Source organism: Luteimonas sp. 8-5 (genome assembly GCF_029763755.1).
GTDB lineage: Bacteria > Pseudomonadota > Gammaproteobacteria > Xanthomonadales > Xanthomonadaceae > Cognatiluteimonas.
In genome coordinates this window covers 1-17,174 of the sequence record NZ_JARUVM010000032.1, presented here as the reverse complement: position 1 = coordinate 17,174, position 17,174 = coordinate 1, and the positions used below count along the sequence as shown (strand labels likewise).

Annotated in this window: 21 protein-coding genes; 17 read left to right on the top strand and 4 right to left on the bottom strand. The window is 70.4% G+C overall.

Translation table 11 applies throughout. The features are described 5' to 3' along the window. Positions 1-497, bottom strand: a 497-nt coding sequence (locus QAA18_RS05460; RefSeq protein WP_279411696.1) for a DUF2066 domain-containing protein, incomplete at its 3' end; no start/stop codon positions are given. Between the two features lie 204 nt (positions 498-701). Here QAA18_RS05460 and purM point away from each other — a divergent pair. Genes purM through QAA18_RS05445 form a run of 3 tightly spaced genes read left to right on the top strand, consistent with a single transcriptional unit; the run spans position 702 to position 3,159 of the window. Then, positions 702-1,763: a phosphoribosylformylglycinamidine cyclo-ligase gene (gene purM, locus QAA18_RS05455; RefSeq protein WP_279411694.1), complete on the top strand. Its 1,062-nt coding sequence runs from the start codon at positions 702-704 to the stop codon at positions 1,761-1,763. A gap of 5 nt (positions 1,764-1,768) precedes the next feature. After that, complete coding sequence (purN, locus tag QAA18_RS05450; protein WP_279411692.1) at positions 1,769-2,446, top strand: phosphoribosylglycinamide formyltransferase; 678 nt, start codon at positions 1,769-1,771, stop codon at positions 2,444-2,446. Further along, the gene (locus tag QAA18_RS05445; protein WP_279411691.1) at positions 2,443-3,159 is read left to right on the top strand and encodes a DUF3108 domain-containing protein; all 717 of its coding nucleotides are present in this window, start codon (positions 2,443-2,445) and stop codon (positions 3,157-3,159) included. The genes purN and QAA18_RS05445 overlap by 4 nt, the downstream gene beginning before the upstream one ends. On the opposite strand, the gene murA is transcribed toward QAA18_RS05445, so the two are convergent. Together murA and QAA18_RS05435 are read right to left on the bottom strand one after the other, a co-directional pair. Continuing rightward, positions 3,160-4,416, bottom strand: coding sequence for a UDP-N-acetylglucosamine 1-carboxyvinyltransferase (murA, locus tag QAA18_RS05440; protein WP_279411690.1), 1,257 nt, complete (start codon positions 4,414-4,416; stop codon positions 3,160-3,162). 2 nt (positions 4,417-4,418) lie between these two features. Beyond that, positions 4,419-4,667: a BolA/IbaG family iron-sulfur metabolism protein gene (locus tag QAA18_RS05435; RefSeq protein WP_279411688.1), complete on the bottom strand. Its 249-nt coding sequence runs from the start codon at positions 4,665-4,667 to the stop codon at positions 4,419-4,421. A 63-nt stretch (positions 4,668-4,730) separates the two neighbouring features. On the opposite strand from QAA18_RS05435, the gene QAA18_RS05430 reads away from it, so the two are divergent. From QAA18_RS05430 to mgtE, 14 genes are all read left to right on the top strand, one after another. After that, complete coding sequence (locus QAA18_RS05430; RefSeq protein WP_279411686.1) at positions 4,731-5,726, top strand: KpsF/GutQ family sugar-phosphate isomerase; 996 nt, start codon at positions 4,731-4,733, stop codon at positions 5,724-5,726. Beyond that, on the top strand, positions 5,726-6,265 hold the full coding sequence (locus QAA18_RS05425) for an HAD hydrolase family protein (RefSeq protein WP_279411684.1): 540 nt from the start codon (positions 5,726-5,728) through the stop codon (positions 6,263-6,265). Before QAA18_RS05430 ends, QAA18_RS05425 begins: the two co-directional genes overlap by 1 nt. A 10-nt stretch (positions 6,266-6,275) precedes the next feature. Next, positions 6,276-6,824, top strand: a complete 549-nt coding sequence (gene lptC, locus QAA18_RS05420) for an LPS export ABC transporter periplasmic protein LptC (protein WP_279411682.1) — start codon at positions 6,276-6,278, stop codon at positions 6,822-6,824. Then, on the top strand, positions 6,814-7,362 hold the full coding sequence (lptA, locus tag QAA18_RS05415; RefSeq protein WP_279411680.1) for a lipopolysaccharide transport periplasmic protein LptA: 549 nt from the start codon (positions 6,814-6,816) through the stop codon (positions 7,360-7,362). Before lptC ends, lptA begins: the two co-directional genes overlap by 11 nt. Further along, a complete protein-coding gene (gene lptB, locus QAA18_RS05410) occupies positions 7,363-8,082 on the top strand; it encodes an LPS export ABC transporter ATP-binding protein (protein ID WP_279411678.1) in 720 nt (239 codons plus the stop codon). A 3-nt stretch (positions 8,083-8,085) separates the two neighbouring features. Further along, positions 8,086-9,498: an RNA polymerase factor sigma-54 gene (locus tag QAA18_RS05405; RefSeq protein ID WP_279411676.1), complete on the top strand. Its 1,413-nt coding sequence runs from the start codon at positions 8,086-8,088 to the stop codon at positions 9,496-9,498. A 76-nt stretch (positions 9,499-9,574) separates the two neighbouring features. Then, positions 9,575-9,904 carry a ribosome-associated translation inhibitor RaiA gene (raiA, locus tag QAA18_RS05400; protein WP_279411675.1) on the top strand — a complete coding sequence of 110 codons (330 nt, stop codon included), beginning with the start codon at positions 9,575-9,577 and terminating at the stop codon, positions 9,902-9,904. A gap of 22 nt (positions 9,905-9,926) precedes the next feature. After that, entirely contained in the window at positions 9,927-10,382 is a 456-nt protein-coding gene (locus tag QAA18_RS05395) for a PTS sugar transporter subunit IIA (RefSeq protein ID WP_279411673.1), read from the top strand. Then, positions 10,379-11,335: an HPr(Ser) kinase/phosphatase gene (gene hprK / locus QAA18_RS05390; protein WP_279411672.1), complete on the top strand. Its 957-nt coding sequence runs from the start codon at positions 10,379-10,381 to the stop codon at positions 11,333-11,335. Before QAA18_RS05395 ends, hprK begins: the two co-directional genes overlap by 4 nt. After that, positions 11,332-12,207, top strand: coding sequence for an RNase adapter RapZ (gene rapZ, locus QAA18_RS05385; protein ID WP_279411670.1), 876 nt, complete (start codon positions 11,332-11,334; stop codon positions 12,205-12,207). The genes hprK and rapZ overlap by 4 nt, the downstream gene beginning before the upstream one ends. Before the next feature lie 47 nt (positions 12,208-12,254). Continuing rightward, positions 12,255-12,647, top strand: coding sequence for a PTS sugar transporter subunit IIA (locus tag QAA18_RS05380; RefSeq protein WP_279411668.1), 393 nt, complete (start codon positions 12,255-12,257; stop codon positions 12,645-12,647). Positions 12,648-12,689: 42 nt separating this feature from the next. Continuing rightward, positions 12,690-12,959, top strand: coding sequence for an HPr family phosphocarrier protein (locus QAA18_RS05375; RefSeq protein ID WP_279411666.1), 270 nt, complete (start codon positions 12,690-12,692; stop codon positions 12,957-12,959). Further along, the gene (gene ptsP, locus QAA18_RS05370) at positions 12,959-14,695 is read left to right on the top strand and encodes a phosphoenolpyruvate--protein phosphotransferase (protein ID WP_279411664.1); all 1,737 of its coding nucleotides are present in this window, start codon (positions 12,959-12,961) and stop codon (positions 14,693-14,695) included. The genes QAA18_RS05375 and ptsP overlap by 1 nt, the downstream gene beginning before the upstream one ends. Positions 14,696-14,769: 74 nt before the next feature. Beyond that, positions 14,770-16,131, top strand: coding sequence for a magnesium transporter (gene mgtE / locus QAA18_RS05365; RefSeq protein WP_279411660.1), 1,362 nt, complete (start codon positions 14,770-14,772; stop codon positions 16,129-16,131). Here the strand turns inward: mgtE and QAA18_RS05360 are convergent. Then, a complete protein-coding gene (locus QAA18_RS05360) occupies positions 16,120-17,067 on the bottom strand; it encodes an aspartate carbamoyltransferase catalytic subunit (RefSeq protein ID WP_279411659.1) in 948 nt (315 codons plus the stop codon). The two genes, mgtE and QAA18_RS05360, sit on opposite strands and share 12 nt — an antisense overlap. Positions 17,068-17,174 lie beyond the last annotated feature (107 nt).

Sequence of the window (17,174 nt, the reverse complement as noted above, 5' to 3'; positions counted from 1 at the left end):
CCCGGCAGGCCGAGGCGGAAGCCGCGGTCCTGCGCGCGGTCCAGGGCCGAACGCGCCGCTTCGGCGCTGCCCACGTCGACCAGGCGCGGGCCGCTGCCGTCGTCGATCGCCAGCCACAGCACCGGCTTGGGCCGCGGCTGCGGCCACACCGGCACGCCGAGGGCGGCGGCGATGTCGTCGATCCTGTCCGGGTCGAAGCGCACGATCAGCGTGGTGGTGTAGATCGGGGCGCCGGTCGTCGGCGAACGGCCCTCGTCCTGGCGATAGTCGTAGCTGTCGACCTTGTCGCCGGCACGGCGCAACTCTCCGGCGATGCCCGGGCGCTCGGCCACCCGGCGGTCGCCGGACAGTTTGGTCAGCACCTGCGACAGCGCCCGGGCAAAGCCGCGGTCGCGCTCGTCGGCGGCCTGGCTGCGCACCTGGACCTCGGCCTGGTAGATGCCCTCGGCCGCGGCCCGGTCGCCCTCCACCCGCTGCGCACCGGCGATCCGGGGCATGGCCAGCAGCACGCCGGCCAGCAGGAACGCCTGCAAGAGCGCCAGCCAGGGCAGCTCGTGCCCTGCGGATGTCCATCCGGATGTCTTGGTTGCGGGCATCGTCGCTCCCGGAGGAAAAGCCAGTGGCGATGGTGCCGCACCTGCGCCAGCGCGTCCATCCGTGGGCACTGTTAAAATCACTGTTTCGACCGGGACGACCCAGCCGTGACCACGCCCCAGCCTCCTGCGACCACTCCCCTCACCTATCGCGATGCCGGCGTCGACATCGATGCGGGCAACGAAGTGGTCCAGCGCATCAAGCCGCTGGTCCGGCGCAGCTTCCGCCCGGAAGTGATGGGCGGCCTGGGCGGGTTCGGCGCGCTGTTCGACCTGTCCGGCAAGTACCGCGAACCGGTGCTGGTCTCCGGCACCGACGGCGTCGGCACCAAGCTCAAGCTGGCCCAGCAGCTCGGCCGCCACGACACCATCGGCATCGACCTGGTCGGCATGTGCGTGAACGACGTCCTGGTGCAGGGCGCCGAACCGCTGTTCTTCCTCGACTACTTCGCCACCGGCAAGCTCGACGTCGACACCACGGTGGCCGTCGTCGGCGGCATCGCACGCGGTTGCGAACTGGCCGGCTGCGCATTGATCGGCGGCGAAACCGCGGAAATGCCGGATATGTACCCGCCGGGCGAATACGACCTGGCCGGTTTCACCGTCGGTGCGGTGGAAAAGTCGCAGTTGCTCGATGGCGAGAAGGTGCGCGCCGGCGACGTGCTCATCGGCATCGCCTCCAGCGGGCCGCACTCCAATGGTTACTCGCTGGTCCGCCGCATCTACGATCGTGCCGGCCGCCCGGCCGACCTCGACGTCGGCGGCGTGAAACTGGTGGATGCGCTGATGGCGCCGACCGCGCTGTACGTGAAGCCTGTGCTGGCCCTGCTGCGCGGCGCCAATGGCGGAACGATCCACGCCATGGCCCACATCACCGGTGGCGGCCTGACCGAGAACATCATTCGCGTCGTGCCCGAAAGCCTGGGCCTGGACATCGAGGCCTCGGCGATCGCGCTGCCGCCGGTCTTCGAGTGGCTGCAGCACGAAGGCGCGGTGCCGCGCGAGGAAATGTGGCGCACCTTCAACTGCGGCATCGGCTTCGTGCTGGTCGCCGCCGCCGACGGCGCCAGCGCGCTGGAAACGGAACTCGATGGCCTTGGCCTGGCCCATCGCCGCATCGGCCAGGTGGTCACGGCCGTCGCCGGCAACGAACGCGTCCGCATCGCCTGACGGCCGTGCCCGAGTCCCGAGTCCCGAGTCCCGAGTCCCGCCCCACCAGCCGCATCGCCGTCCTCGCCTCCGGCCGCGGCACCAACCTGCAAGCCCTGCTCGACGCCATCGCCGACGGTCGTCTCGGCGCCGGCATCGCCGGCGTCTTCAGCGATCGTCCGCAGGCGCGCGCCCTGCAACGCGTGGCGCCGACGCTGCGCTGGAGCCGCGACGCCCGCGGCTACGCGCAGCGCGCGGAGTTCGACGCCGAACTGGCCGATGCCGTGGCTGCCGTGCAACCGGACTGGGTGGTGTGCGCCGGCTACATGCGCATCCTCGGCGACGCCTTCATCGACCGCTTCCAGGGGCGGCTGCTCAACATCCACCCCTCGCTGCTGCCCGCCTGGCCCGGCCTGCGCACGCACGCGCGCGCGCTCGAGGCCGGCGATCGCGAGCACGGCGCCAGCGTGCATTTCGTCACCGGCGAGCTGGATGGCGGCCCCGTGGTCGCCCAGGCGCGGATCCCGGTACTGCCCGGGGACGACGCCGCCAGCCTCGCAGCGCGCGTGCTGGAAGTGGAGCACCCCCTGCTGGTCGCCAGCGTGCGCCTGGCGGCGGCAGGCCGCATCGCTGAACGGGGCGCAACCGTGCTGCTCGACGGTCATCCATTGTTTACTCCGCTGCAATTAGGCTCGATGCCATGACTGCCATGACATCACGCACGCTACGCAAGTCCGTCCTGCCGTTCGCCACCGCCCTGGCGCTGGTCGTCGGCGCAGGCACTGCCAGCGCCGCCAAGGCGCCCGGGCTGAAGCCGTTCAACGCTACCTACGAGGTCAGCTACATGGGCCTGGGCGGCACCGCGACCATGACCCTGGCGCCACTTGAGGGCGACCGCTGGCGCTACAGCCTGGAGATCGGCAGCGCGGTGGCCACGCTGAGCCAGGACACGACGTTCGAGGCCAATGGCGGGCAATGGCGTCCGCTGTCCAACAACGATTCCAGCAGCCTGCTGATCAAGAAGAACAAGCGCACCGCCAGCTACGACTGGGACAAGCGCGAGGCCCGCTGGAGCGGCGACGTCAAACCCGAGCGCGCCGGCCCGGTGGCGCTGCGCGACGGCGACCTCGACGCGATGCTGGTGAACCTGGCGATCCCGCGCGACCTGGCGGCCGGCAAGCCGCTGCACTACCGCATGGTCGACAACGGACGCGCGCGCAACCTCGAATACAAGGTCACCGGCACCGAAACCGTGCAGGTCGGCGGCGCCGAGCGCAAGGCGACGAAGGTGTCGCGCCGCGCGGGCGACAAGGAACAGATCGTCTGGGTGGTCGAAGGCCTGCCGGTCCCCGCGCGCATCCTGCAGCGCGAGGATGGCGAGGATGCGATGGACCTGAGGCTGAAGTCGATCCGCTAGTCAGTCGATGCGGCGAATGCACGCGCCCAGCCCCGACAGCTTCGCCTCGATGTTCTCGTAGCCGCGATCCAGGTGGTAGATGCGGTCGAGGGTGGTGTCCCCGCCTGCGACCAGCCCCGCCAGCACCAGGGACGCCGACGCGCGCAGGTCGGTGGCCATCACCGGCGCGCCGCTGAGCGCCTCGACGCCGCGAACGATCGCGGTGTGTCCCTCGACGCGGATGTCGGCGCCCAGGCGCAGCAGTTCCTGCACGTGCATGAAACGGTTCTCGAAGATCGTCTCGCTGACCACGCCGACACCGTCGGCGATGCAGTCCAGCGCCATGAACTGCGCCTGCATGTCGGTGGGGACACCCGGGTGCGGCGCAGTCGCGATGTTCACCGCGCGCGGCCTGCGGCCGTGCATGTCCAGCGAAATCCGGTCGCCGTCGCAATCCAGCTCGGCGCCGGCCTCGCGCAGCTTGTCTAGCACCGCGTCCATGGTGTCGGGACGCGAATGGGTCGCCGTTATCGCGCCGCCGGTCATCGCCGCCGCGACCAGGAACGTGCCGCACTCGATGCGGTCGGCAACCACCGCGTGTTCGCCGCCATGCAGGCGCTCCACGCCTTCGACCACGATCCGTCCGCTGCCGGCACCCTCGATGCGCGCGCCCATCGCGACCAGGCACTGCGCCAGGTCGACGATTTCAGGCTCCATCGCCGCGTTCTCCAGCACCGTGCGCCCTTCGGCCAGGGTCGCGGCCATCAATACGTTCTCGGTGGCGCCGACGCTGACCATGTCGAACACCACGCGCGCGCCCTTCAGCCGCTTGGCCCGCGCCTTGATGAAACCGTGCTCGACGCTGACTTCGGCGCCCAGCGCCTGCATGCCCTTGATGTGCTGGTCGACCGGTCGCGAACCGATCGCGCAACCGCCGGGCAGCGACACTTCGGCGGCCCCGTGCCTGGCCAGCAGCGGCCCCAGCACCAGCACCGACGCACGCATGGTCTTGACCAGTTCGTAGGGCGCGACATGGCTGCGCACGCTGCGCGGATCGATGCGGATGTCGAAGCTGTCGTCCAGATGGATGCCGGCCCCGAGGTCGGCAAGCAGGCGCAGCGTCGTCTTGACGTCGTGCAGGTTGGGCACGTTGCGCACCATCAGCGGCCCGTCGGCGAGCAACCCCGCGCACAGGATCGGCAGCACCGCGTTCTTGGCGCCGGAAATGCGGACCTCGCCGCGCAGCGGCCGGCCACCCTCCACCACGATCTTCTGCATGCTCAGGCGCCCTGGTCCCTGGAGGCGATCTCTTCGGGGGTCAGGGTCTTCAGGGCCAGGGCGTGGATCTCGCCGCCCATGCGCTCGCCCAGGGTCGCGTAGACCAGGCGGTGCCGGGCCAGCGGCAGCTTGCCGCGGAAGGCCTCGCTGACCACGGTGGCCTCGAAGTGCACCCCGTCGTCGCCCCGGACCTCGGCGCGGGCCCCCGGGAGGCCTTGTTCGATCATTTGCTGAATGCTTTCGGGGTTCATCGGGCTGGCCACTCAAAGTCGCGTAAAATCGGGCTTCCAGTCTATCCGAAGCCCGCCCGCCCGATGCCTGCAGCGGCCAACCAGCAAGCACAGTTCGACTTCGCCGCCAGCGGCCGCCGCGTCCTCGAGATCGAGACCCGTGGCCTGGAGGCGATCGGCGCCCGCATCGACGGCGAGTTCACCCGCGCCTGCGAAGTCCTGCTGGCTTGCCAGGGCCGCGTGGTCTGCATCGGGATGGGCAAGTCCGGGCACGTGGCGCGCAAGATCGCCGCGACCTTCGCCTCCACCGGCACCCCGGCCTTCTACGTGCACCCGGGCGAAGCCGGCCATGGCGACCTGGGGATGATCACCGATGCGGACGTGGTCCTGGCCCTGTCCAACTCCGGCGAGACCGACGAGCTGCTGATGCTGCTGCCGGTGCTCAAGCGCCAGGGCAATGCCGTGGTGGCGATGACCGGACGCCCGGAATCGACCCTGGCCACCACCGCCGACATCCATCTCGACGTCAGCGTGCCGGCAGAAGCCTGCCCGCTCGACCTCGCCCCGACCGCCAGCACCACGGCCGCGCTTGCGCTCGGCGACGCGCTCGCGGTGGCCCTGCTCGAGGCGCGCGGCTTCACCGCCGACGACTTCGCCCGCTCCCATCCGGCCGGCAGCCTCGGCCGCCGCCTGCTGCTGCACATCACCGACGTGATGCACAGCGGCGACGAGATCCCGCGCGTGCGCGCCGAAGCCTCGCTCAGCGAAGCGCTGCTGGAGATGAGCCGCAAGCACCTGGGCCTGACCGCCGTGGTCGACGACGACAACCGCCTGATCGGCCTGTACACCGACGGCGACCTGCGCCGCTCGCTGGACGACGCCGCCATCGACCTGCGCAACACGCGCATCGACGCGGTGATGACGCGCACGCCCAAGTCGATCGGCAGCGACGCGCTGGCGGTGGAAGCGGCACGGATGATGGAAGACCACAAGATCAACGCGCTGATGGTGGTGGACGGCGACGGCTGCGTGGTCGGCGCGCTGAACATCCACGACCTGCTGCGGGCGCGCGTGGTCTGATGGCATTCGATCCGGCCGCCGCCTGCCCCGCCGACGTCCTTGCCCGGGCAGCCCGCGTGCGCCTGGCCTGTTTCGACGTCGACGGCACGCTGACCGACGGCCGCCTGGTGCTGGACGACGGCGACGGCCGCGAATACAAGGCGTTCCACGTGCGCGACGGCCAGGGCCTGACGCTGCTGCGCAAGGCCGGCATCGCGGTCGCGTTCGTCACCGCGCGCCCCGGCGACGCGGCGGCACGCCGCGCGACCGACCTCGGCGCGGAATCCCACGATCGCGTCGGCGACAAGCTCGCCTTCGTGCGCAAGCTCGCCCTGCAACATGGCGTCGGGATGGAAGAGGTCGCCTTCATGGGCGACGACCTCGCCGACGTTGCGGTGATGCGCGAAGCCGGCTTCGCCGCGGCACCGGGCGACGCGCATCCCTGGGCCCTGCAGCATGCGCACTGGCACAGCCTGTCGCGCGGCGGCGAAGGCGCTGCGCGCGAATTCTGCGACCTCGTGCTTGCCGCACAGGGCCGGCTCGCGGCTTTGCTCCCTTGAGCGTGCGCGCATGAGCTGGCGCACCACGCTCACGATCGTCCTGCTCGTCGCCGCCATCCTGACCGGCTGGTCGGTGTGGCGCCACCGCGCGCCGCAGGTCGCGACCGAAAGCATCGGCGGCCGCCCCGACTACCTGCTGCACGACCTGGAGCTGGTCGCGCTGGACGACGACGGCAAGGAATCGTTCACGCTGCGCGCACCGCTGGTGGCACGCAACCCCGACCAGGGCAACATGGAAATGCAGTCGCCGGTGTTCCTGCTGCCCGACAGCGAAGGCCGTTACTGGAGCGTCACCGCGCGCAGCGGCTGGGTTGCGGCCGACGGCAAGGAGCTGCGCCTGCTCGGCGACGTCACCGTCACGGGCCCGCCGGAACAGCGCGCGGTGGAAATGAACACCGCGCAACTGAACATCTACCCCGACCGCGACCTGGCGACCGCCGCTGGCGCAGTGACCATCACCCAACCCGGTTCTATACTCCGGGGCGTCGGCCTGGAATCCAACCTGGCCAGCAAGCGCTATGAACTCAAGTCGCAGGTACGCTCCCGCTATGTCCCCTGACCACGCCCGCCACCGCAAACCAGCCCCGCGACGCCACGCGTTGCCGCGGGCGCTTGCGCTGGCCTGCGTACTGCTGCCGGTGGCCGTGGCCATGGGCCGCTCCTCGGATCGCAACAAGCCGCTGGACATCGAAGCCGGCAGCCAGTCGGGCGTTTTCAGCAGCGACTCGGTCAACATCCTGTCCGGTGGCGTGCACATCACCCAGGGCACGCTGGACATCGAGTCGCAGACCGCGCGCCTGACGATGTCAGGCGGCGAAGTCGTGCGCGCGGTGTTCAGCGGCGGCCCGGTGGTGATGAGCCAGGAGATGGACGACGGCACGCCGATGAAGGCGCGCGCCGATAACATCGACTACAACCTCAAGACCGAGATCGTGGTGTTCACTGGCAACGTCAGCATCGAGCAGCCGCGCGGCAGCATGAGCGGCGGCCGCGTGGTCTACAACCTGCAGACCGGCAGCGTCGAAAGCGGTGGCGAAGGCAGCGGACGGGTGAAGATGCGGATCCTGCCGCGCAACAGCGACGGGGATGGCACCTAGATGCTCGTCGCCGAAGGGCTGCGCAAGCGCTACCGGTCGCGCGAGGTAGTGCGCGATTTCGGCCTGACCCTCGATGCCGGCGAAGTCGTCGGCCTGCTCGGCCCCAACGGCGCCGGCAAGACCACCTGCTTCTACATGATCGTCGGCCTGGTACCGGCCGATGCCGGCCGCATCGTGCTCGACGGCAACGAGATCACCGGCGAACCGATGTATGTCCGGGCCAAGCTCGGCGTTGGCTACCTGCCGCAGGAACCTTCCGTGTTCCGCAAGCTCAGCGTCGCCGACAACATCCGGCTGGTGCTGGAGTTGCGCGACGACCTCGACGGGCCGGGCCGCGAGCAGGAGCTCGAGTCGCTGATGGAGGAGCTGCAGGTATCGCACGTGGCCGACCAGCACGGCGCCAGCCTCTCCGGCGGCGAGCGCCGCCGCGTGGAAATCGCGCGCGCGCTCGCTGCCAGGCCGAGGCTGATGCTGCTCGACGAACCCTTCGCCGGCGTCGACCCGATTTCCGTGGGCGAGATCCAGCGCATCGTGCGCCACCTCAAGAACCGCGGCATCGGCGTGCTGATCACCGACCACAACGTGCGCGAGACCCTCGGCATCTGCGATCGCGCCTACATCCTCAGCGATGGCGGCGTCCTCGCCCAGGGCGCCCCCGACGCATTGCTCGCCAACCCCGACGTGCGCCGGGTCTACCTGGGCGAATCGTTCCGGCTCTAGGCCATGAAGCCGAGACTGCAGACATCGCTCGGACAGCAACTGGTGCTCACGCCCCAGCTGCGCCAGGCGATCCACCTGCTGCAGCTGTCGGCCGTGGAGATCGAGCAGGAGCTGGCCGCTGCCGTCGAATCCAATCCCCTGCTCGACTGGGCCGAGCCCGGCGACCGCGGCGACGCCGGCGAACCGTCGCCGGCCAGCGACGAAGCAACGGCGGCCGACAGCGTTGCAGCCGACGCCGTCGTGGACGAAGGCTGGGGCGGACGCGACGAAGGGTGGTCGGGTACGGGCGTGCAGGGCGGCGACGACAACCCGGCCGAACGCGTGGCCGAACCCGAGACCCTCCACGACCACCTGCTGTGGCAGCTGCACCTGTCGCACCTGTCGCCGCGCGACCGCCTGATCGGCGTTGCCCTGGTCGACGCCATTGACGACGACGGCTACCTGCGCGAGCCGCTGGAATCGATCGCGCAGGCGTTGCTGCCCGAAGTGCAGGCGACCGCGGAGGAGATCCAGGCGGTGCTGCACCAGGTCCAGCGCATGGACCCGCCGGGCGTCGGCGCGCGCGACCTGGGCGAGTGCCTGGCGCTGCAGCTTGCGTTGCTCGACGACGCCACGCCGGGCAAGGCCCTGGCCCTGCGCATCGCCGGCGGCCTGATGGAACGCCTGCAGAAGGCCGGGGTGGAAGCGCTGGCGACGGAACTGCGCTGCCCGCCAGCCGCGGTGGAAGAAGCGCTGGCGTTGCTGCGCACCCTGGATCCGCGCCCGGGTGGCGGCATCGGCGCCATCGCGGCCGAGGCCTACGTCACCCCGGACTGCACCATCTGGCGCCAGCACGGCGTGTGGCGGGTGGCCCTGGCCGGCCAGGGCACGCGGCTCACGATCCATCGCGGCTACGAGGCGATGATCGGCGCCGCCACCGGCGCCGACGCCGCCTACCTGCGCGGACACCTGCAGGAAGCGCGCTGGCTGCTGCGCAACCTGCAGGCCCGCGGCGAGACGCTGCTGCGGGTAGTCGAATGCCTGGTCCGCCAGCAGTCGGGCTTCCTCGAGTTCGGCGATCAGGCCCTTCGCCCGCTGACCCTGCGCGAGGTGGCCGCGGAACTGGACCTGCACGAATCCACCATTTCACGGGCGGTGTCGCGCAAGTACGTGCGCACCCCGCGCGGCACCCTGCCCCTGCGCGCGTTCTTCGCCTCGGGCATCGACACCGGCGGCGGGGGCGAGGCGTCCAGTACCGCCATCCAGTCCATGATCCGGCGCCTGATCGCCGCCGAGGACCCGCGCAAGCCCCTGTCCGACGCGAGCCTGGCCCGGACCCTGGAAGGCAACGGCGTCCCGGTCGCCCGCCGCACCGTGGCCAAGTACCGCGAGGCGATGAACATTCCCTCCTCGCAGGACCGGCGCCGCTTCGTTTAACCTTGTCTTCACAGTTTCGCCGCAGTTCCGGGCGATGCTGGTGTCCCGACAGTCGAGACGGACCAAGGAGATAGAGATGCGCATTGAAACCCACGGGCAGCAGATCGAAGTCACCCCCGCCATCCGCGATTACGTCGAGTCGAAGTTCGCGCGGCTGGGACGCCATTTCGAACAACCCCTGGACGTGCGCACGCTGCTCAGCGTGGTCAAGACCGAGCAGCGCGCAGAGGCGACGGTCAACTTCACCGGCCACACCCTGCATGCCCAGACCAATGGCGTGGATGTCTATGCCGCGATCGACCTGCTCGCCGACAAGCTCGACCGCCTGCTGGTCAAGCACAAGGAAAAGCAGGTCGACACCGTGCGCCGCGCCGAGAGCGCCGCGCGCAGCGGCGACTTCGCCTGATCCGCGCACCGGCCCGACCCGCATGCCCCTGCATTCCCTGCTCGGACCGGACCGCATCGCGCTGCTCGACGGGCCACTGGACCGCGACCAGGTACTGGACGCCGCCGCACGCCTGATGGCCGGCGGCGCCCCCGCGCTCGAGGCGTCCATCGCGGGAGCCCTGCACCAGCGCGAACGGCTGGGCAGCACCGCGATCGGCCACGGCGTGGCGATCCCGCACGGCCGCTGCAGCACAACCACGAAGGCCCGCGCCGCCTTCCTGCGGCTGCGGCAGCCGGTGGACTTCCAGGCCGGCGACGGCCAGCCCGTGGACCTGGTGTTCGCCATGGCGGTGCCGGAACATTTCACCCAGCAACACCTGCAGCTGCTGTCCGAGCTGGCCGAGTACTTCGCCGTGCCCGGCAACCGCGACGCGCTGCGTGCGGCGCCAGGACCCGACGCACTGCGTTCCCTGCTCCTGCGCGACGAGGCGGCATGAACGACGCGATCACCGCGAACGAACTGTTCGAACAGCAGCGCGAACGCCTCGAACTGCGCTGGACCGCCGGGCTGGGGGGCGCGTCGCGGCGGCTGGAAACCGGCGACACGCTCGCCCGTCGCCCGTCGCTGGCCGGCTACCTCAACGCCATCTACCCGAACAAGGTGCAGATACTCGGCACCGAGGAACTGTCCTGGCTCGACAGCCTGGATTCGCGGCTGCGCTGGGAAACGATCCAGAAGATCATGCATTTCACCCCGCTGGCGCTGGTCATCAGCAAGGACCAGTCCTGCCCGGAGGACCTGCGCCTGGCCGCGGAGGAAACCGCGACCCCGCTGTGGACCTCGCCCAAGCGCGGCCATGAACTGCTCAACCACCTGCAGTACCACCTGGCGCGGATGCTCGCGCCGCGGGTCACGCTGCACGGGGTGTTCATGGAGATCTATTCGATCGGCGTGCTGATCACCGGCGAATCCGGCCTGGGCAAGAGCGAGCTCGCGCTGGAACTGGTGACGCGCGGCCATCGCCTCGTGGCCGACGACGCGCCCGAGTTCACCCAGATCGCACCGGACGTGCTCGACGGCACCTGCCCGGAACTGCTGCAGGACCTGCTCGAGGTGCGCGGCCTGGGCGTGCTCAACGTGCGCGACATGTTCGGCGACACCGCGGTCAAGCGGAACAAGTACCTGCGCCTGATCGTGCACCTGAGCAAGCCGGTCGCGGACGTGGCGCAGGCCAGCACCGACGGCCTGGAACGGCTGACCGGCGAAGGCGGCTCGCGCCGGGTCCTGGACCTGGACGTGCCGACCATCACCCTGCCGGTGATGGCAGGCCGCAACCTGGCAGTCCTGACCGAAGCGGCGGCACGCGTGCACATCCTGCGGGCGAAAGGCGTCGACCCCGCCGCGGCGTTCATGGCCCGCCACAGCCACTTCCTCGAGCGATCCTCGTGAACGCCAATCCTTCGCCCATGCTGATCGTGGTCAGCGGCATGTCCGGGTCGGGCAAGTCGGTGGCCCTGAAGACCCTCGAGGACCTGGGCTTCTATTGCGTCGACAACCTGCCCGCCGACCTGCTGCCCGACTTCGTCCGCAGCGTGGCCAACGGCGACGGCGCGCCGCAGAAGCTCGCGGTCGGCATCGACGTGCGCAACCGCCACAGCGACCTGTCGAACATTCCCGAATGGCTGTCCACCGTCGGGACGATGGGGCTGGATCCACGCCTGGTGTTCTTCGACACCGAGGACATGGTGCTGCTGCGGCGCTACGCCGACACCCGCCGCCGCCACCCCCTCAGCCACCTCGGGCTGGGCCTGGCCGATGCCATCTCGCTGGAACGGCAGGTGCTCAAGCCGCTGCGCCAGATCGCCGACACCGTGATCGACACCACCGGCCTCAACGTCCACCAGCTGCGCCGCCAGGTGATCACCGAGTTCGGCCTGGGCAGCGACGCCAACCTGTCGCTGCTGTTCGAATCCTTTGCCTATCGCCGCGGCGTGCCGCCGGTGGCCGACTTCGTGTTCGACGCGCGGGTGCTGCCCAACCCGCACTGGAACCCGGAGCTGCGGCCGCTGTCCGGGCGCGACCAGGCCGTCGCCCGGTACCTCGAAGAGCAGCCCGAAGTACGCGCCTACGTCGCCGACCTGACCCGGTTCCTCGACGAGTGGCTGCCGAAACTGCGTTCGGATACCCGCAGCTACGCGACCATCGCCTTCGGCTGCACCGGCGGGCGCCATCGCTCGGTCTACCTGGCCGAAACGCTGGCGGAACATTGCCGGGAACAGGGCTGGGACGAAGTGGCCGTGCACCACCGGGAACTGGATTGACCAAACATGGCGCGGCGCTGCCGGTGCGCCTCGTGGTAACTTGAAGCATGGCCGTCGGCGTCCTGCTCGTGACCCACAAGGGAATCGGTACCGCCCTGATCGGGGTGGCGACGAAGCTGTTGCCGAAGCTGCCGTTGAAGACCGAGGCCTTCGAGGTCGCCTACGACGACGATCCCGATGCGGTCCTGCCGGCGGCCAGCGCCGCACTGCGGCGGGTGGACGACGGCGACGGCGTACTGGTGCTCACCGACCTGTACGGCGCCACGCCCAGCAACGTCGCCGCGCGCCTGGCCCGGTTGGGGACGCCCGTGCGGCGGGTGTCGGCCGCAAGCCTGCCGATGCTGCTTCGGGTGATGAACTACGCCGAGCTCGGCCTCGACGAACTGCCCGCGGTGGCTGCCGCGGGCGCGCGCAACGGTGTCGTCCACGACGACGCCTGAAGTGGAAAGGATGAAAAGGATGCTCGACGAGGTTCCACGCCCGTGATCGAACGCGAACTGCTGGTTGCCAACCGGCTCGGACTGCACGCGCGCGCCACCGCGAAGCTGGTGCAGGTGCTGTCGGCCTATCGCAGCAACGCCACCCTGTCGGCCAAGGGCCGGGAGGTCAATGCCAAGAGCATCATGGGCGTGATGCTGCTGGCGGCCGGCCAGGGCACGCCGGTGCTGTTGCGGGTGGAGGGCGAGGACGAAGCGGCCGCCGCCGACGCCATCGCCGGGCTTTTCGCGCGGCTGTTCGACGAGGAGGGCTGATGCGGCGGGAGTTGCCCGGCCAGGGTGCCTCCCGCGGCAGCGCGCTGGGGCGGGCCAGGGTACGCCTGCCGCACGTGCTCGAGGTCGCCGAGGAAAGGATCGACGACGTCGATGCCGAACTCGAACGCCTGCACGATGCGATCCGCATCGTCCGCGCCGAGATGCACGGCCTGCGCGCGCGCCTGCATGGCGCGCTGGCGCAGGAGGTCGGCGAATTCCTCGACCTGCACGCACTGCTGCTCGACGACCCGGAGCTGCTGCACGGCCTGGACGACCTGATCCGCGACGGCAGGTATTCGGCCGACTACGCCCTGCGCCTGCAGCGCGACCGCCTGGCCGCGGTGTTCGAGGGCATGGACGACGATTACCTGCGCAGTCGCATCGACGACATCGACCAGGTCATCAACCGCATCCACGCGGCGCTACACCGCGACCTCGGCGCCGGCCCCGACGTGGCCGGCGTCGCCGGCGAAATCCTGGTGACCGACAACGTGGCACCGGCGGAACTGGCGCAACTGCAAGGCCAGGGGGTGATGGCGATCGTCACCACCGCCGGCAACCCGCTGTCGCACACCGCGATCCTGGCGCGCAGCCTGCACCTGCCGCTGGTGGTCGGCGCCACCGGGGCGCTGCAGAAGATCAACGACGGCGACGTGCTCGCCGTCGACGGCGGCGACGGTCGGGTCGTGGTCGAACCCGGTCCCGCCGACCTGCGCGAACACCGCGCGCGGCTACGGGAACAGGCGCGCGAGCGCAAGGAGCTCCGGCGCCTGCGACGCGAGCCCTCGCGCACCCTCGACGGCGTCGACATCAAGCTCTGGGCCAACGCCGAGTCGCGCAAGGACGTGGCCGAGGCGCACGCGCTCGGCGCCGCCGGCGTGGGCCTGTACCGCACCGAGTTCCTGTTCCTGGGCAGCCGCGAGTTGCCCGACGAGGAGGAGCAGTTCCGCACCTATCGCGACGTGGTGCTGGGCATGACCGGGCGCACCGTGACCATCCGTACCCTGGATGTCGGCGCGGACAAGGCCGACCGCACCGGCCTGGTGCTCGAGAACGAGCCCAACCCGGCGATGGGGCTGCGCGGCGTGCGCCTGTCCCTGGCCCGCCCCGCGCTGTTCGACAGCCAGCTGCGCGCGATCGCACGCGCCTCGGGCTACGGCCCGGTGCGCCTGCTTGTTCCGATGGTCGCCGCACGCGAGGAGCTGCTGGATGTCCGCGCCCGGCTCGACGCGGTCTTCGCCGACCTGCGCGCGCAGGGGCAGGAAGTCGCCGACCGCATCCCGGTCGGGGCGATGATCGAGGTACCGGCCGCGGCGATCGCCCTGCCCTCGTTCATCGACCTGCTCGACTTCGTCTCGCTGGGCACCAACGACCTGGTCCAGTACCTGCTCGCGGTGGACCGCAACAACGACGCGCTGGCGACGATGTATTCGCCGCTGCACCCGGCGGTGTTGCGGCTGCTGTACCAGGTCGCGCGCACCGCCCGCGCCCGCGGCAAGCCGGCCTCGGTCTGCGGCGAGATGGCCGGCGACGCCCTGTTCGTGCCGCTGCTGCTGGCACTGGGCATCGAGGAGCTGAGCATGCACCCGGGCACGCTGCTCGAAGTGCGCCGCGCCATCCGCGGCTGCGACCTTGGCGCGCTGCGGGCGCGGCTGCCGTCGCTGATGCGCGCGCGCACCCGCGCCGGGATCGAAGCCTGGCTCGGGGGTGGGAAAGTCCCGCCGGTGCGGGGATAATGTGCCGACTATGAACGCCTGACCTCGGTACCTGTCGCGACGCGCCGGGTGCCCGCCACCCGCCGGAAGCCGCAATGGCCGAAGCCGTCCGCCACGACAAGACCGCGCGCCAGCTGCGTCTGCTCTCAGACGCGCTCGACAGCGGGCGCCTGGGTCCGGTCAAGCGCCTGGTCAACACCTTGTCGCCGGCGGAGATCGGCAACCTCCTCGAATCCCTGCCGCCGGGCCAGCGCACGGTCGTCTGGGGCCTGGTCGATGCCGAGGACGACGGCGAGGTGTTGCTGCACGTCGGCGACGAGGTCCGCGAGGGCCTGATCGCGGACATGGATCCGGACGAGATCGTGGCCGCGGTCGAGGACCTCGACATCGACGACCTCGCCGACCTCGTCGAGGACCTGCCGGGCACGGTCATCGACGAGGTGCTGAAGTCGATGGCGCGCGAGAACCGCGAACGCCTCGAGCAGGTGCTGTCCTATCCGGAGGACACCGCCGGCCGCCTGATGAACCCGGACGTGGTCACGGTGCGCACCGACACCACCGTCGACGTGGTGCTGCGCTACCTGCGCCTGCGCGGCGAACTGCCCGACCACACCGACCACCTCTACGTGGTCAGCCGCCGCCACCAGTACCTCGGCCGGATCGCGCTGCAGGCGCTGCTCACGCACGAGGCCTATACCCCGATCAACTCGCTGCTCGACGACGAGCAGCCGGCGATCGACGTCGGCGAGTCGGCCGAGGAAGTCGCGCGCCAGTTCTCCGACCACGACTGGATCTCCGCCCCGGTTGTGGACGACAACAACATCCTGCTCGGCCGCATCACCGTCGACGACGTGGTCGACATCATCCGCGAGCAGGCCGAGCACCAGGCACTCGGCGCCGCCGGCCTGGACGAGGACGAGGACCTGTTCAGCCCGGTTCGGCGCGCGGTGCGTGGCCGCATGCTGTGGCTGGGCCTGAACCTGATCACCGCGTTCCTCGCCTCGGCCGTGGTCGGCCAGTTCGAGGGCACGCTGGAACGCGTGGTCGCGCTGGCGGTGCTGATGCCGATCGTGGCCGGCATGGGCGGCAACGCCGGCACCCAGGTGCTGGCGCTGATGGTGCGCGGCCTGGCGCTCGGCCAGGTCGGCGCGAGCAACGCGAAAGTGCTGCTGTGGAAGGAAATCCGCGTCGCCCTGCTCAACGGGCTGATGCTGGGCAGCCTGGTCGGCCTGGTGGCGCTGCTGTGGTTCCACAACTGGCAGCTCTCGCTGGTGATCGGCGCCGCGCTCACCATCAACCTGTGCGCCTCCGCGCTGGCCGGCGTGCTGGTGCCGCTCACGCTCAAGCGCATGGGCTACGACCCGGCACTGGCCGGCGGCGTGATCCTGACCACCGTCACCGACGTGATCGGCTTCCTCAGCTTCCTCGGGCTGGCGACGCTGGTGCTATTGCGCTAGCAACTCTTCGAGCACGGCCATGCGCATGGCCACGCCGTTGCCCACCTGCACCAGGATCCGCGACTGCGCGCCGTCGGCGACCTCGGCGTCGATCTCGATGCCGCGGTTCATCGGCCCAGGGTGCATCACGATCGCGTCGGCGGCGGCCTGGCGAAGGCGTTGTTCGGTCAGGCCGTAGTCGCGGTGGTAGTCCTCGATCGAGGTGATCAGTCCGTCGACCATGCGCTCGCGCTGCAGGCGCAGCATCATCACCACGTCGACGCCTTCCAGTGCGGCATCGAAGTCGCCGGTGACGGTGCAGCCGGCCAGTTCGGCGTCGTCGGGGAGCAAGCTCTTCGGGCCGCACACACGGATCTCCCCCGTGCCCAACGTACGCAGTGCGTGCAGGTCCGAGCGCGCGACGCGGGAGTGCCTGACGTCGCCGACCACCAGCACCTTCAGGCCGCTGAAGTCCGCGCCCTTGGCCTGGCGCATGGTCAGCATGTCGAGCAGGCCCTGGGTGGGATGGGCGCGGCTGCCGTCGCCGGCGTTCACCAGGCAGGTGCCGGCACCGGCCACCTCGGCCAGGGCGTCGACCGCGCCGGCCTCGTGGTGGCGCACGATGAATCCGTGCACGCCCATGGCCTCGAGCGTGCGCAGCGTGTCGGCCGCGGTCTCGCCCTTGCGCGTGGACGACGTGGACGCATCGAAGTTCAGCGTATCGGCACCCAGCCGCGCCGCCGCCAGCTGGAAGCTGGAGCGCGTGCGCGTCGAGGGTTCGAAGAACAGCGTGCACACCGCGCGCCCGGCCAGGCGGTCGCGTACCGCGGCGCCGCCATGCGCATGCGGGTGCAGCGCCTCGGCGCGATCGAGCAGGCGTTCCAGGACCGCGCGCGGCAGGCCCTCGAGCGTAAGCAGGTGGCGCAATCGCCCATCGGCGTCGATCTGTGCGGTCATCTTGTCGGGAGGTCGTGGAGGGGAATGGCGTCGTCGGGTGCGGCCAGCCAGCGCTCGACGATGACGGCTGCGGCCACGGCGTCGAGTGCCGCGGCGTCGCGGCGGCG